A 14862-nucleotide genomic window follows, 5' to 3' on the forward strand; every position below is an offset into this window, starting at 1 on the left:
GATGTTTTTTACGTGATCCAGAATGCAGTGATTCTGCTGTGGTTGGGCCTGTGTGCGGTGCAGGATATTCGCCAGCGCCAGATTGCCAATACGCTGACCTTGGGTGCTGGTTTGCTGGCGTTGATCTACCTGCTATGGGCAGGGTCGACCTGGGGCGGTGCGCCCCGCAGCGAAGGCGGCCTGGCCTTGGTTCTGGCGCTGATACTGACCCTGCCGGGTTATGCGCTGGGGCGCTTCGGCGCGGGGGATGTGAAGCTGCTCGCCGCCCTGGGCCTGGCGTCCAATACCGACTATTTATTGGGGTCGCTGATTGGCGCCGCGGTCGCCATGCTGGCCTGGACATTTGTGCATCAATGGCTTAGCGCGAGCCAGGTTGAGCGGGCAGAAAAAGCGTCAACAAAACAGCCTTTTGCGCCCTTCGTTTTGATAGGTTTTGCCGGCTGCTGGTTCTGGATCCATTAAACGCTCGAATTGATTAATGCTATATACATAGTTGGAAAGTACGTCTACGTTTAATAAGTCGTTGTATAGGATTTTTCGTCAAGAAATAGGTCGTCCTTTTGGCTTGCCAGGCATGGAGTAGCGCGTGAACAAGCTTACATCTGCAGTTAAAGTGCTCGTGGTCGACGATCAACCGTTGATCGTGGAGGAGCTCTGTGAGTTTCTCGAAAGCAGCGGGTTCCGTTGTGTCCCGTGCGAGTCCAGCCAGCAAGCTATCCAACGCTTCGGCGACGACCCCTTGATAGGTCTGGTGCTGTGTGACTTGCATATGCCGGACATGGACGGCATTGAGCTGGTGCAGGCTCTGCAACAGGTCGCCGGCAAACATCGTGCGTTCGAAGCGATCATGCTCACCGGGCGTGCCGACAAGCAGGATGTGATCAAGGCCCTGCGCGCGGGGATTGCCGATTATTACCAGAAGCCGATCAACCTCGACGAATTGCTCGAAGGCTTGAAGCGCCAGGAAGCGGCCTTGGAGGAACGGCAAAAAGACCTGCATCTGGGTAAGCTTAACCAGAAGTTGCAGTATTTGTCCGAATCGATCAACGACTTGTATATGGACCTGGACAAGGTGCGTCGCAACCCACCCAAGGACACCAACGGCGAGCCGCTGGCCGATGACGCCGGGCCATTGGAAACCCCGGCGATCTTCAACCAATTGTCACCGCGCCAGCTGGATGTGGCACGCCTGGTGGGCAAGGGCCAGACCAACTACCAGATCGCCTGTGAACTGGGGATTACCGAGAACACGGTCAAGCTGTATGTGTCCCAGGTATTGCGCCTGACCCATATGCATAACCGTACCCAGTTGGCGCTGGCGCTGTCACCCAGCAACTCGGCGATGCGCCAGCGGGTGACAGCGCACTGAAGGCCCGGCGCCTGCTCCTACAGTGGGATATAGGCTTGGCTATTTGCTCCCACCCTGTGCAGACCCGCCCACCTTCTGATCAAAGAACTCCGGGATCGGATGCTTGTTACTGTCCAGCCAGCGCTTGAGTGCCTGCTCGCGTTCTGCCGACGTGGTCTTCTGCGGGTTGGCCGAGGCTGCGCGGCCGCTTAGTTGCAGCGCCATCCAGTTTTCGGTTTCCGCTTGCCGTGGGGAAGATGGCCCGGCCTCAATGGCCGATGTGAGAAGGGGCATTGCCAGCAATCCAAGGCCGGCGAGGTAATACAATTTCATCATCGACTCCTTATTTCACAAACGCCGGAAGCGCGTCGCTGACTGCCGCTACCTGATCTTTGGATGGGCGCACTGCCGCAGCGGTTGAGCCCTTGAGGTGTTGCGCCCGCGCCTGGGCTAGGGTCACCTGTTCGGGGCTCAGGCCAAGTTGGCCGACCACTCTGGCGGCCTGTTCCCAGTTGTCCTGATAAATCAGCAAGGTCACCAGGTTCACCGCCGCCAACTGATCGCTCTGCTTGAGCTCGATGGCGGTCATGAATTCGAAACGTGCGTCTTCCAGGCGCAGTTGATCGAGGTACACCACGCCCAGGTCATTGCGGATTTTCTCGTCGGTGGGCGCCAGCTTTGCAGCACGTTGCAGGTGGGCCATGGCCTGGCCTTTGTCGCCCTTGGCCGACGCCAATTGCCCCAGGCCGTGCTCGCCATCGGCAGCCAGGCAGGTGCCCAACAGGCTGCGGTACAGCGCCTCGGCCTCGCTGCGTCCCAGCAAGCGGTAGGCACGGGCCTGGCGCTGGCGCACCTGGGGCAGGGCATTGGGCAGGCCCTGCAGGTTGGCCAGGCTGGCGTGCAGCTTGCCTTCGTTGGCCATGTCATCGGCCAGGTTCAATGAAAGCTCCTGGTCTGAACTGGGCTTGGGGCAACTGCCGGGCTCCAGCAATCCGGCCCATGGAACCTGGCCATTGCTGGCACAGCCGCCCAGCATCAGCAGGCTCAAGGCGACAATCAGTGGCTTCATGGCAGGCTCCTCAGAAGTTATTCAAAGCCCGGGCGATGGCGATAAAGGCCGGCCCCCCAAGCACAGTCAGCAGGGCGGGAAACAGGAACACCATCATCACCACGGACATCTTCGCCGACATCTTCGAGATGTATTCCTGCAAGCGGGTCAGGCGGCGGTCATCGAGCAACTGCTTGAGCGCCAACAGTGATTTCATGGCACCGCCACCCTGCTGGATCAATTGCTGGAGAATGATGCAGGTGTCGGTGAACTCATCCACGGCCAGCAGGCGCGCGGTCTTGCCCAGTTCCTCCGACAACTCCAGGCCCGAGTCGACCCGTACCAGGATCAGGCGCAGTTCGTGGGTCAGGTCCGGAAGCAGGCGCTGGGCGTCGATACTCAACACCCGCAGCGACTGTTCAACCGCCATGCCGGATTCGAACAGGATGCGCAGCAACGGAATGAATGTGGAGATCTCCCGCGCGATGCGTTCCTGGCGGTATTTCGCGCTGAGGGCCAACACACGCTTGGGCAACAGGTAACCGACCCCCAAGGCAATGGCCGGCGCGATCCACGGCGAGACCGCATGGGCAAACAGCAGTTGCTGGCCGAGCACGGTCAGGCCCAGCAGCACGATGGGCGCGCCGACCTGGCAGGCGGCGAACATGGAGCGCTGGTTGGGCTTACGCCAGCCGACGCGGTTGAGCAGGGTCTGTGTTTCGTTGTCCAGGCTGACCGAGCGCTGCGCCATCGAGCTGGCGCCCAGTTGGCGCATCAGGCTGCCAAGTTTGTCTTCGCGGGCCAGTTGGCCTTGCAGGCGTTGGTTGACCATGCGCTGGCGGCGGCGTTGCTCCAGCAGGTTGCCGGCGATCAAGACCACGGCGGCGAGTAACAGCAGGAGGCTGATCAGGATGGCCATCTCAAATACTCCGCAACATGCGCCACATGACGAAGGTGCCCGTGATGTCGAGCGCTACCGCTCCCAGCAGCAGGTAGCGCCCGGTTCCGTCATTCCACATGCTCATCAGGTAGCCCGGGTTGACCATCAGGAAGTAGCCGACCATGGCGATGGGCAACCCCGCCAGAACATAGGCGGTCATGCGTGTTTCACCGGTCATGGCCTTGAGTTGGCGCGCACCCTGCTCGCGCTCGCGGATCATCTTGATCAGGTTTTCCAGCAGCTCGCTGGCGTTGCCGCCGTAGCGGTGGTTGACCTTCAGGCCCAGGGCAAACAGGCGAAACTCATCGCGCTCGTAGAACTCGGCAAAATCGCTGGCGGACTCCGGCAGGCTCACGCCCATTTGTACATTGCGCTGGATGCGGCTCATCGCCTGCCTGAGGGGGGCTTCGGTGCTTTCGATTGCGCCCAGCACGGCGTCGGCCAGGGTGCGCCCGGACTTGAGGCTGCGCACGCTGTGGTCGAGCAATTGCGGTAGTTGTTCGATCATGCGCTGCACACGCCGTTGATAGCGCCAGGCGATGTACAGGCGCAACAGCAACGGCGGCACCAGCAGCATGGCGAGCAGGCCCAGCCAGTCGGCCAGCAAGTAGCCCAGCAGCATGGCCACCCCCCAGCCGCTCAACCACAGCCCAAGGCGATCGGTGGGTTTGCCCAGGCCGGCGCGCTGGAACATCCGTTCCATGGCGACCCAGCTGCTGTTCGATTCCTGGGGGGCGGGCTGGCCGTCGGCGAGGCGCTCCAGCACGCGGTCGGTGCCGGCCTGGCGCAGCCCGCGCTGGAACAGCCAGATGGACAGGCTGACCAGCAGAACGCAGATAAGCAGCAGGATAAGTCCGGTCATGACGCCCCCCTATAACGGCAATTGCGTTTCGCGCCGCAGCTTGTCGCCGGCCGGATGCAACGCTTCGCGCAGAAAGCCAAAGCCGGCACGGCGGTCGAAGCGGAACAGGGTATTGGTGACATACACGTCGTCGCGCACACCGACCACTTCCACCACCTCGCTGACGCAGCGGCGCCCATCGGGCAGGCGCGTCAGCTGGATCACCACATCCAGTGCGGCGCAGATCATTTGGCGCAGGGTTTTTTCCGCCACCACGCGGCCGGTCAGGCCTACCAGGGTTTCCAGGCGCAGCAGCGCGTCCTGGGCATTGTTGGCGTGGACGGTGCTCATGGAGCCGTCATGGCCGGTGTTCATGGCGGTCATCACGTCGAGTACTTCGACACCGCGAATCTCGCCGAGGATGATGCGGTCCGGGCGCATTCGCAGGGCGTTGCGGATCAGGTCGCTGGCCTTGACCTCGCCATGCCCTTCGGCATTGGGCGGGCGGGTTTCCAGGCGCACCACATGGGGGTGGCCCAGTTGCAGTTCGGCCACATCTTCGATGGTGACCAGGCGCTCGTGGGGGTTGATCAATTGGCTGAGGATATTCAGCAGCGTGGTCTTGCCGGTACCGGTACCGCCGCTGATGAGGATATTGCAGCGTTTGCCCACGGCCTCCTGGAAAAACTCGAAGATGCTCTGGTCGATGGTCTGCATCGCCACCAGGTCGCTGCTCTTGAGCATGTCCTTGCGGAATTTACGGATCGACAGGCAGGGGCCGTCCAAGGCGATCGGCGGGATGATCGCATTGACCCGGCTGCCGTCGGGCAGGCGTGCATCAACCATCGGCGACGACTCATCCAGGCGCCGCCCGAGGGGCGCGAGGATACGCTGCATCACCCGCTCTACATGGTGCGCATCGATAAAGCGCAGGTCGCTCTGGTGCAGCACGCCGTCCCGTTCGATAAACACCCGGTGCGGGCCGTTGACCAGGATCTCGGTGACCGACGCATCGCGCAGCAGCACTTCCAACGGGCCGAAACCGGTCAGTTCATCGACGATTTCTTCGGCCAGGCGCTCCATCTCGTAACGTGAGATCGCCAGGTGCATGCGCGTGATGTACTCGGCCACTTTGTCGATGACAAATTGCGCCAGGGATTGGCGCGAGCCTTCCAGCAGGTTCTGTCCGGTCTCTTCGATGGCATCGATGATGTAGCGGTGCAGCACCATTTTCAGGCTGTCGTGGTCGTTGCGCCCGGCGGCTCCACGAGTGGTGGCGCCGAAGAGTTGTTCACCGTTCATCGACCCGGCCCCAGTAGACGTTCGAACCAGCGCGTTGACGGTTTTTCCATGCCCTCGGAACGTTTTGCCAGGCGCTCGCCCAACTGACGCAAGGTGTGGGTAAGGGCTTCGCGCGGGGCCAGGGTGAACAGGCTCTGCCCCTGGTTCTTGGCGTTCAGGCGCACTTCTGGGCTAAGCGGCAGCACCGCGATGCACTCCAGGCCGAAGCTCTTTTCCAGGGTTTCGGTGTCGGGTGCGCAACCCTTGATATAGCGGTCGACCAGCAATCGGGCGTGGTCGAGCTTCATGCCTTTTTCGCGCCACAGGTTCAGCACCGCGAGGTTGCGCCGGCAGTCGAGCACGCCCTGGTCGGTGCACCACAGCAGTTTGTCGCAGTGGCTGACAAAGGTGCGCAACGGCTCGCTGTCAGCCTGCCCGGTGAGGTTGACCACGATGTGCTGGAAGTGCTGGCGCAAGGCGCTGAGCAACATGTACAGCTCGGCGGCGCTGGTCACTTCCAGGGGTTCGTCGCTGGCGGCATAAGCGAGGATGCGCAGGCCCTCGTCGGTGCTGGTGAAGGCGCTGTTGATCAGTGTGGTGTCAAGACGGCGCAGGTGGCGCAAGGCGTCGCCGAAATTGAAGCTACTCTCCAGGCCCAGCAGCGCCAGGCTGTCGCCCCGCGGCAAGCCGAGGTCGAGCAGCAGTGTCTGTTGACCGCTCTTTTGCACCACCATCGCCAAGTGGCTGGCGATCAGGGCGCCATCGGTATTGCCTTGGGTGCCGTAGAGCACCGTCAGGCCACCAAGGTGGGCGTTCGGCGCGGTGGGCGGCAGGCGCTTGCTCATGCGTCGCACCAACCCGGCCACTTCGCTGGAGCGTGAACCATAGGCGACAAAATCCCGGGCGCCGGCGCGCATCGCATTCAGTACCAACTGGTTGTCCATGCCGTCGCCGAGGGCGACCACGGCCAGCATCGGCTTGGCTTCCAGGGCGCCTTCGATCAGGGCGCTCTGGGCCACCAGGTGTTCGCGGTCCAGGCTCACGAACACCAGGTTGGCGAAGGTCACGTCCACCAGTGCCAGCAATTCATCCAGGTTGCCACCGCCGACGCTGATCACTTGGCCAAGCGGGGCCAGCGCGCCCTGCAGCCACTCCAGGTCGGTGTTGTTGCGAGTGATTGCCAGGAAGGTCTGGCCCAGGCTATCGCTCATTGGGAAAGTCCACTGCGACGGTCGAAGTTGCCGTTTTCAAGAAAGAACAGGCGGAACCAGTTCGGGTCATAGTTGCGCAGTTTTTCGCCGGGCAACGACGGCAACTGTGCGTTGGCCGCCAATGGCCGGACCAGGTGCGGGGTGACAATCATCAGCAGCTCTTTTTCCTCGCTGCGAATATTGGAGTCGCGGAAAAACGCGCCAATGATCGGGATATCGCCCAGGCCCGGGAGCTTGGCGATGGTGGAACGGTTGGTGCTGCTGATCAGGCCACTGATCACGAAGCTTTCGCCATCGGCCAGCGACACGCTGGTGTCGGTGCGTCGTACGGTCAGGGCGGGCACCTGGATGCCCTCGATCTGGATCGCGTTGTTGTAATCCAGTTCGCTGACTTCCGGTGCGACCTTCAGGGCGATGCGGTTGTGATCGATCACTGTGGGCGTCAGGGTCAAGCGGATACCGAACTCCTTGTACTCGATGGAGATGGTATCGCTGCCGGCACTGGGTACCGGGATCGGCACTTCGCCACCAGCCAGGAAGGTCGCGCTCTGGCCGCTCATGGCCACCAGGCTCGGACGCGCCAGGGTGTAGGCAAAGCCACTACTTTCCAGGGCGTTGATCAACGCCTTGACCCGGCCACCGCCAAACCCGATGTTGAAACTGTCAGCGCTCACCGGCAGCTTGAACACGCTCTCCGCTGGGGAGAGCAGGTCGGGGCTGCCGAGGAAGAAATTCTTGCCCATGCCGAGGATCTTGGTGCTGGCCTCCTTGAGCTTGGTGCGGCTGACTTCGACGAAGCGGATATCGGTCTGCACCTGGCTGGGCAGTGTCGGGTCTTCGGAGGGCAACAGGGATTGGCTGGTCAGCGCCGAAGTTGCCTTGCCCTTGACGAACACCATGCTCTGGCGCGGTGTGGTCGAACAGCTCGTCCACACCATCAGGCTGGTGGCGCCCGTGCCGACGCCGGTCAGCAGAAAATTGCGCTCGCCATTGACGCGCACGTCGGCGATTTTCGGGTCACCAATGGCCAGGCGCGTGATCGCCACCGGAGAGTGCAGTTCGGTTTGCAAACCCTCGCCCACCTCAACCACAGCGGGCAGTTGGCCCAGGGCGTTGCAGTTACCCGATGCTGCCATCGCCATGCCCACGGGCAAGCACGGCAGCATCAAGGCCAAGGCCAATTGAGCGTAGCGTTGGCTCATTCAAGGCATCCTTGTTCAATCAGGGGGTTTGGGGTGCTGATGCTGCGCCGCGAATCACTTCGACGCCGCGACGCTGGCCGGTGTCGGCAATCGTGGGGGCGATTTTCTTCGGCGGTCCGCTGAGGGCTAATTGGGTGAATTGGTAGAGGTCGCGGTTGGCGCTTTGTACCTTGTCCGGGGTGTCGCTTTCGCCGGCCCAGTAGCGGCTGAGCAGTTGCTCGTCGGCGCTGCGCACGGCCAGGCGCAAGGTGCCTGCCTGGGAGGCGAGCATCAGCCGGCTCAGCAACGCTTCGGGCACTGCCAACACAACACTGCGCGCGGCGGTACGCCGTTGTGCAGCTTGGGCGCGCTCTTCGGCAGTGGCCGGTGGGGGCACTGCCGGTGTGCCGTCGTTGGCCAGCCCCAATTGGTCGCCGACGCTGAGCAGGCGAATTGCGGGAATGATCACCTGCGCCGATTGCTCGGCATTGGCGTTGTCCTGGCGCAGGAACAGCAAGACGTCGACGTAATCGCCGGGGCTCAGTTGGCCACCGGCACCGATGACCTCATCGACGGCGACCGCCAGCGCGCGTTCATTCGCACGGATCATGCGGGCCAGCGGCCCACCGGCGTTGAAGCTTTCATCGTTTAGCCAGGTGCCGGCACTCAGAGCGCGCAAGGGCGTGCGGCCGATGGCCTGGTCAACGCTGGTCAGGCTGCCGGCCGGTACGATGCGCAGTTTTTCCACGGCGACATCAGCAGCGGTGAGAGGCACAAAAGGCGCAACCGTGTGCACCAGTACCACGACGGGCTGGCGGGTCTGGTCTTCCACGATCGCAACGGTTTTTTCAACGGAAATGACAGGTTCTGGCGAGGGCGCTACGGCGGGTGCCGGCGGACGGCTCAGCACCAAGCCCCAATACCCTGCAACCAAGGCTCCGATAAGCAGCAAGCCAGCCAGGACCATGCTGATACGACTGTTCATGACGGCGCTCCCTATCCTGTTGCACTGCTTTTATTCCCGTTAATCCAAACGAGTTAAATTCGCAACTTGGCTGTGATGAACAACTAACGATTTGGCTATTTGACGGTAGCTCAGCTAGGACAAAATGCCATTACCGCATTGAAAAATTATCTGTAGTCTAAATCACACCCCCGTGAAAACGGACTTGGGACGGCGGCGCTGTGACTAATACTTTGTGATTAATGCGTTCTTACACTTGTGAGTGTCAAGTTTGTTGACAATGCTCTAGTGGCACACGGCAATCATCGTGCGGGCCAGCAGTAACGGCGCTTTGTGGCGCATGAAGGAGAAGTCTGATGATCCTTGACCTGTTCTTGAAATTTTACATTCACGCTCAGTTATTCTTGCGTCGCAGAGACGGGGCTTCGGCCATTGAATATGTGATTATCGTGGCGATAGTTGCATTGGTAATCATTGGGTTCGGTACTGGGCTGGGCGATAAAATAAAAGGCGTTTTCCAGCAGGTGTCCGATGCGCTGCCAGCAGCGACTTAACCGTAAGGGCTGTAGGTTGTCGTTCCGATAATCTTTTTTATCAGGTACTGCCCATGAGCCACCCTTCGTCACTACGCCAGCAAATCCTATTGGTGGATGACGAGGAGGATGCGCTGGTTGAGTTAGCCGAATCCCTCGAAAACGAGGGATTCGTCTGTTTCACTTCCACCTCCGTTACTTTCGCCCTGCAAGAATTGACACTTCATCCTGATATAGCGTTGGTCATCACCGACCTGCGCATGCCCGAGGAGAGCGGAATTTCCTTGATCAAGCGCTTGCGCGAACACACCTCGCGCTCGCATTTGCCGGTGATCGTGATGTCCGGTCATGCCGAGATGGATGATGTCAGTGACATGCTGCGCCTGCAGGTGCTGGATCTGTTCCGCAAGCCGATCTATCTGGTGCGCTTGATCGATACCCTCAACAGCCTGTTTCCCCTCTCTACACCTGGTCGGTAACGGGCGGACGCCGCTCAAATGTGGGAGCGGGCTTGCTCGCGAAAAGCGCTATGGCGGACGACCGGGATATGTGCTCATTCCAACCCAATTAAATGGCCGACCCGAAGGTCGCCTTCGCAGGCAAGCCAGCTCCCACATTGGATCGAGGGGCGTCAGGGAAATAGGCGCCGGCTGTCGGGCCGTCACGGGAGCAAGCTCCCTCGCCACAAGTTCCGCGCCGCCCCCTTCACAGCTGATAACTGAAACTCAGCGTATACCGTGGCCTGCGGTTAAAGCTGTCCAGGGCGATATCCGACATTGGCTTGGCCGCCTCCAGCGCGATGTTGTAGTACTTCTTGTCGCCAAAGCGTAAACCCACCGCCGCCGAGGACATGTCGCTGGCCTTGACCGGCAGGTCGTTGAACCAGGTCTTGGCGCGGTCCAGTACCACGTAGGGTTGCACAACCCTCACCCAGTTGCCGGCGCGATTGAAACTGTAGTTGACCTCATACGCCACGCCCCAGCCCTTGTCGCCCGAGCCCTGGTCGTCAGGGTAGCCACGCCCGAAATTTTGCCCGCCGAAGGTGGCGCGTTCGCTGTCGGGCAAGGTGTTGTTGCTCCAGTACAACGCACCTGAGAGCACGCCTTGCCAGTTGTCGAAGAACTTGTCGCTTTGCACGCCGGAGAGGCGCAGGCGGAAGAAGTCGAGGTCGGGTTTTGCCACGTCCAGGTCACTGCGCGCCTTGGCGCCAAAACCGTCGATGCCTTGGTACAGGCCGCCGCTGATGATGCGTAACCGGCGTGCGTCAGCCTTGCGCCAATCACCCTCGAAGGCGAGGGCGCGCAGGTTGGATTCGATGTCGAAACTCAGCGGGTAGCCCACCAGCTTGTAACGGGTGGTCTGGTCCACCACGTACAGGCGTGTGCTCAGGGTCAATGACTCGGTAGGAGAGGCGATAAACGGGTGGCTCAGGCCGATGGAATAGCGATCGATCGACTGGTGCGGCTTGAGCTCGAAGCCGCCGTCCAGTTGCACGTTGCTGTTGGGGTCGGCGCGATAGCGTTCGGCGGCGAGCGCCAGTTGGGTGCCCTCGGCATTGATGAACTGGTTGTAGTCCACACGGTAGTAATGCTCTTTGTCCTCGCCGGGCGGGAACAGGCCGCTGACGGTTAGCTGTTCGCCCATGAACGTCTGCGAATTGCTGGTGGCGCTGAGCAAGGCTTGCGTACCACCACGGCTTTTCTGTACCAGGCTCATGCTGGTGGTGAAAGGCTTGCGGCTGGCCTGGATCTGCATGTGCGTGGCGCCATCGGTTGTGCCGGGCGGCGGTACCTGGGCTTGTACGGTCAGGCCGGGAATGCGGCTCATCAGCGTGGTGTAGCGCTCGAAGGTCTTGCGCGTCAGCGGGCGTTCGGCCAACAACTTTTGCGCCAGTTTATCGACGTAGGCCGACACCGAGCCGATGTCGCCGGTTTGCTGGTAGTCCTTGATGTAACCCTCTACCAGGACGACGCGGACCAGACCGTTTTCGAAATTTTGCTGCGGCAGGAACGCATAGGACAGCAGGTAACCGTCCTCCTGGTAGCGACGGGTGATACCACGGGTCGCTTCGATCAACTGTGCGAGGTTGGTCTCGTGACCAATCAGCGGTGCGTAGACTTGGGCCGTCTCGGTAAGCGGGTAAATGGTTCCGCCTTCGATCTGCAGCTTGCCGATGGTGACCTTGGTGTCCATCAATAAGGGTTGGCCGGCAGTCGGCGACGTTTCAGGCACTTGGGTTTTCGGCGTGACCGGTCGGTAGGCGTCAGCGGGCAGGTTGGGGACCGGCAGGGTGCGGATCGTGTCGTTACTGTTCAAAAAGCTGGGAAGGGGCTCGGCCTGTACGTAGGCACTGAGGGTCATCAATAACAACGGTGTCAACACGCGCATAGGACACTCCATGGTCAACTGCAGCAGCGCTTCGGGGCCGCCGGGTTCTGGGACGCGGTTCGGCAGGGCGGCGGTTCATCACCTATGTTGCCGCCCATAAAAAAGACGAGAGACTGATGAGGGTCTCTCGTCTCAACCAAGCGTAGGCGCTGTAGGGGAGGCCGTCTAATCGGCCAGGTGCAATTCTATTTTCCGGTCAGGCCGTTCAACAAACCGCCAAGACCGCCCGTTGCCGTGGTGCCGCCGGTTGTCGTCGTTGCAGTACCGGTGGTTGTGGTGCTGGCGCCGATGTTCAGGCCGCCAAGCAGGCCGCCGCTGGTGCCGCCAGTGCCGCCGGTGACCAGGCCACCCACCGAGCTCACGGTGTTGCCGACCGCCGTAACGGTAGTGCCGAGGGTGTTGGTGACCGGGTTGGCGTTGGCTGTGGTGAGGTTAGTGCCCAGGCTGCTCACAGCGCCGCCGACTTGTGTCACCAGGCCGTTGACCGGAGCACCAACGCCAGTGGTGGTACCAATGTTTTGCGTCAGCGCAGTGACGCCGGAGGTCACGGGGTTCAGGGCTGCGCCGACATTGGTTGCTACCGTTGCGACCGGTGCCGTGGCGCCGGTGTTGGCGACGCCGGTACCACCCAGCACGGTGCCTACGGAGGCGATGGTGTTGCCCAGCGCGCCACCGGTTACACCGGCAGCACTGACGGTGCCGTTGGTGTTGCCCACATTCAAGCCAGTCCCCACGTTACTCACCAGGCCACCCACCAGTTCCGGTATGCCGGGGGCTGCAGTGCTGCCCGCTGGTGCGACATAACCGCCGGACTTATCGAGTGTGCCACCGACGCCGGTCAGCACGCTGCCGACCACGCTGGTGACGGGGTTGCCGGTGCCGCCCGTGCTGGCGACTTGGGTACCCAGGCTGGTGACCGTCGAGCCGACTTTATCCAGCAGGCCATTGACGGGAGTGCCCAGGCCGGTTGCGGTGCCCAGATTGCCGGTGGTGTTTTCCACCAGCGACACCACAGGCACCACTACTTTGCTACCCAGGGTATTGGTCAGCGAACCCAGCGCACCAGTGGTGCTGGCGGTGCTGAGGGTATCGCCGAGCATGGTCACCGTGGTGCCGACTTTATCGACTACGCCACCGACCGCACCGCCGACACCGCCGGTCAAGCCACCAACCACAGGGACACCGCCGAGGGTGGTCGACAGCGATTGGCCGGTGGTCGAGAGACCGCCGCCCAGGTCGGCAACCCCATTACCTACACCTGCCACCGTAATGCCCAGGGAGTTGCTATTGGTGCCCAGCGAGCCCAGGCCGGTGGTCACGCCGGTGCCGATGCTGGTGACAGCAGTGCCTGCCGAGGTCACCAGGCCGCCAGCGGTCACGCCGACGATGGGCACACCGGTCAAGGTCGAGCCAAGATCACCCACGGCTGCGCCTACATTGCCCACGGTGGTGCCGAGGGTGCCGGCGATCTGGCCGGTGATCAGTGGGGTGGTTGTCGAGCCAGTTCCGCCGCCAGTACCACCACCCGTTCCGCCGGTGCCACCACCTGTGCCACCTGTGCCGCCAGTGCCTCCGCCGGTCCCACCAGTGCCTCCACCTGTGCCGCCGGTGCCGCCGCCTGTGCCACCCGTGCCTCCGTCAGTGCCGCCGGTGCCACCGCCTGTGCCACCTGTGCCTCCATCAGTGCCGCCGGTGCCGCCGCCTGTGCCACCCGTGCCTCCGTCAGTGCCCCCGGTGCCGCCGCCTGTGCCACCCGTGCCCCCGTCAGTGCCGCCGGTGCCACCGCCAGTTCCACCCGTGCCACCGCCCGTGCCGCCGTCACCGCCACCTGTGCCGGCACCTGCTCCTGCATCCGGTGAGGACGCTGCCACGCTGGATTTATGCCCGCCACCACCGCTGCTGCAGCCACCGAGGCTCATCGCCATGATCAGGGCCAGAGCGGTACTTGCTTTCCAAAACGCTGCTTGAGTTTTCATGATGAGTTCCTTGCACCTGGTACAACCTTGGTTGTTTCAAACCTTCGTTACTTCTTGGGGTAGCGATAGGTTTGTCCGTGTGGTTATCACAGACCCAGGCACTCTTTCGTGCAACGCTCAACTTGGTATTAACGATTTATATAGATAAGGTCTTAGTCGGCTTAACGACTAATACGAAGGGTGTAATGGAAAAATGATTGTTAAATACTTACATGTTTTAAATCAGTGGGTTAAATAAAAAAAACGGACCTCGTGAGGTCCGCTATAACTTTGGGTGTATATATACAATTAAGCAGGGTGTTTCAGGCGATCGGCTGCCACTTGCCGAGCATATGCTGAATGTCGCCCGCGCCTTTGAGTTCCAACTCGCCACTGGAACCGGCCGCGCTGCTCATCAATATCACTTCACTGGGCAGGCGCACGGGCTTCTTGAACTCGGCTTCGATCTCAATATTGGCCGCCGGCAGATGTTCCCCCAGCGCCGCCAGCATGCGCGCCTTGTTCCACAGCCCGTGGGCAATGGCTTGGGGAAAACCGAATAACTTGGCCGTCGACGCACTGAGGTGGATCGGGTTGTAATCGCCCGACACGCGGGCATAGCGGCGACCGATATCGGCAGGCGCCTTCCAGCGCGTCAGCTCGCTGGTCGGGCCAGGGGCCTGGAAGGTTTTATCCACGGCTTCGCCTTCAAGCTTCACGCCGCGACACAGCATTTGGCTTTCGGCCTCCCAGAGCAGCCCAAGCGCATCCTCGACGACGGTCACAATGTCAAAGGTCGCGCCTTTGGCGTGGGGCTGAAGGTTATGCGCATAGACGCCGATGCTCAGGTCGCCCACGCCACCCAAGGGGCGATGAATGCGGATGCGATTGCTCAGGTGAACCAGCCCCAGCAAGGGGAACGGAAACGCCTTGTCAGTCAGCAACTGCATCTGCAGGCCGAACGCCAGGATATGCGGATAGGTCGCCGGTAGCATCGGGCCGTCGGCAAACCCGCAGACCTTTCGGTAAGCCGCGACGGCCTTGGGGTTGACGCTGACCCGGCAACGCAAGCCGTGTTCGGGCAATGTGCTGCCGGTGATCTTGCGCTTGAGCGCCGCTCGCCAATACAACGGCAGTAGAGAGGGCGAGCTGTCTAAGGTGTGCCATTGCAT

The 14862-nt window shown here is 61.5% G+C and carries 15 protein-coding genes; 4 read left to right on the plus strand and 11 right to left on the minus strand.

Features of this window, described 5'->3' with window-relative positions:
* Positions 1-12 precede the first annotated feature (12 nt).
* Positions 13-462, plus strand: coding sequence for a prepilin peptidase (locus TU73_RS02555; protein ID WP_057010818.1), 450 nt, complete (start codon positions 13-15; stop codon positions 460-462).
* A gap of 124 nt (positions 463-586) precedes the next feature.
* A complete protein-coding gene (locus TU73_RS02560) occupies positions 587-1369 on the plus strand; it encodes a response regulator transcription factor (protein WP_057010819.1) in 783 nt (260 codons plus the stop codon).
* Between the two features lie 39 nt (positions 1370-1408).
* Here the strand turns inward: TU73_RS02560 and TU73_RS02565 are convergent, their stop codons facing one another.
* The 8 genes from TU73_RS02565 to cpaB are packed head-to-tail and all read right to left on the minus strand — an operon-like array spanning position 1409 to position 8835.
* Complete coding sequence (locus TU73_RS02565; protein WP_057010820.1) at positions 1409-1681, minus strand: DUF3613 domain-containing protein; 273 nt, start codon at positions 1679-1681, stop codon at positions 1409-1411.
* Positions 1682-1691: 10 nt separating this feature from the next.
* Positions 1692-2417: a tetratricopeptide repeat protein gene (locus TU73_RS02570; protein WP_057010821.1), complete on the minus strand. Its 726-nt coding sequence runs from the start codon at positions 2415-2417 to the stop codon at positions 1692-1694.
* Positions 2418-2427: 10 nt separating this feature from the next.
* On the minus strand, positions 2428-3315 hold the full coding sequence (locus TU73_RS02575; RefSeq protein ID WP_057010822.1) for a type II secretion system F family protein: 888 nt from the start codon (positions 3313-3315) through the stop codon (positions 2428-2430).
* Position 3316: 1 nt separating this feature from the next.
* Complete coding sequence (locus tag TU73_RS02580; RefSeq protein ID WP_057010823.1) at positions 3317-4198, minus strand: type II secretion system F family protein; 882 nt, start codon at positions 4196-4198, stop codon at positions 3317-3319.
* Positions 4199-4207: 9 nt separating this feature from the next.
* Complete coding sequence (locus tag TU73_RS02585; RefSeq protein ID WP_057010824.1) at positions 4208-5479, minus strand: TadA family conjugal transfer-associated ATPase; 1272 nt, start codon at positions 5477-5479, stop codon at positions 4208-4210.
* Positions 5476-6669 carry a CpaE/TadZ family protein gene (locus TU73_RS02590; RefSeq protein WP_057010825.1) on the minus strand — a complete coding sequence of 398 codons (1194 nt, stop codon included), beginning with the start codon at positions 6667-6669 and terminating at the stop codon, positions 5476-5478. The genes TU73_RS02585 and TU73_RS02590 overlap by 4 nt, the downstream gene beginning before the upstream one ends.
* Positions 6666-7871 carry a type II and III secretion system protein family protein gene (locus TU73_RS02595; protein WP_057010826.1) on the minus strand — a complete coding sequence of 402 codons (1206 nt, stop codon included), beginning with the start codon at positions 7869-7871 and terminating at the stop codon, positions 6666-6668. Before TU73_RS02595 ends, TU73_RS02590 begins: the two co-directional genes overlap by 4 nt.
* Before the next feature lie 19 nt (positions 7872-7890).
* Complete coding sequence (cpaB, locus tag TU73_RS02600; RefSeq protein WP_057010827.1) at positions 7891-8835, minus strand: Flp pilus assembly protein CpaB; 945 nt, start codon at positions 8833-8835, stop codon at positions 7891-7893.
* A gap of 335 nt (positions 8836-9170) precedes the next feature.
* Here cpaB and TU73_RS02605 point away from each other — a divergent pair, with 335 nt between their 5' ends.
* Both TU73_RS02605 and TU73_RS02610 read left to right on the plus strand, forming a co-directional pair.
* Positions 9171-9368, plus strand: coding sequence for a Flp family type IVb pilin (locus TU73_RS02605; RefSeq protein ID WP_057010828.1), 198 nt, complete (start codon positions 9171-9173; stop codon positions 9366-9368).
* A 53-nt stretch (positions 9369-9421) separates the two neighbouring features.
* Positions 9422-9826: a response regulator gene (locus tag TU73_RS02610; RefSeq protein ID WP_057010829.1), complete on the plus strand. Its 405-nt coding sequence runs from the start codon at positions 9422-9424 to the stop codon at positions 9824-9826.
* A 226-nt stretch (positions 9827-10052) separates the two neighbouring features.
* On the opposite strand, the gene TU73_RS02615 is transcribed toward TU73_RS02610, so the two are convergent.
* From TU73_RS02615 to TU73_RS02625, 3 genes are all read right to left on the minus strand, one after another.
* Positions 10053-11735, minus strand: a complete 1683-nt coding sequence (locus TU73_RS02615; protein WP_057010830.1) for a ShlB/FhaC/HecB family hemolysin secretion/activation protein — start codon at positions 11733-11735, stop codon at positions 10053-10055.
* Positions 11736-11920: 185 nt separating this feature from the next.
* Positions 11921-13711, minus strand: a complete 1791-nt coding sequence (locus TU73_RS02620) for a collagen-like triple helix repeat-containing protein (protein ID WP_082642532.1) — start codon at positions 13709-13711, stop codon at positions 11921-11923.
* Between the two features lie 302 nt (positions 13712-14013).
* Positions 14014-14862 (minus strand): MaoC family dehydratase, encoded by an 849-nt coding sequence (locus tag TU73_RS02625; protein ID WP_057010831.1) that lies wholly within the window; start codon positions 14860-14862, stop codon positions 14014-14016.

The sequence above is a fragment of the Pseudomonas libanensis genome (assembly GCF_001439685.1).
Lineage (GTDB): Bacteria > Pseudomonadota > Gammaproteobacteria > Pseudomonadales > Pseudomonadaceae > Aquipseudomonas > Aquipseudomonas libanensis.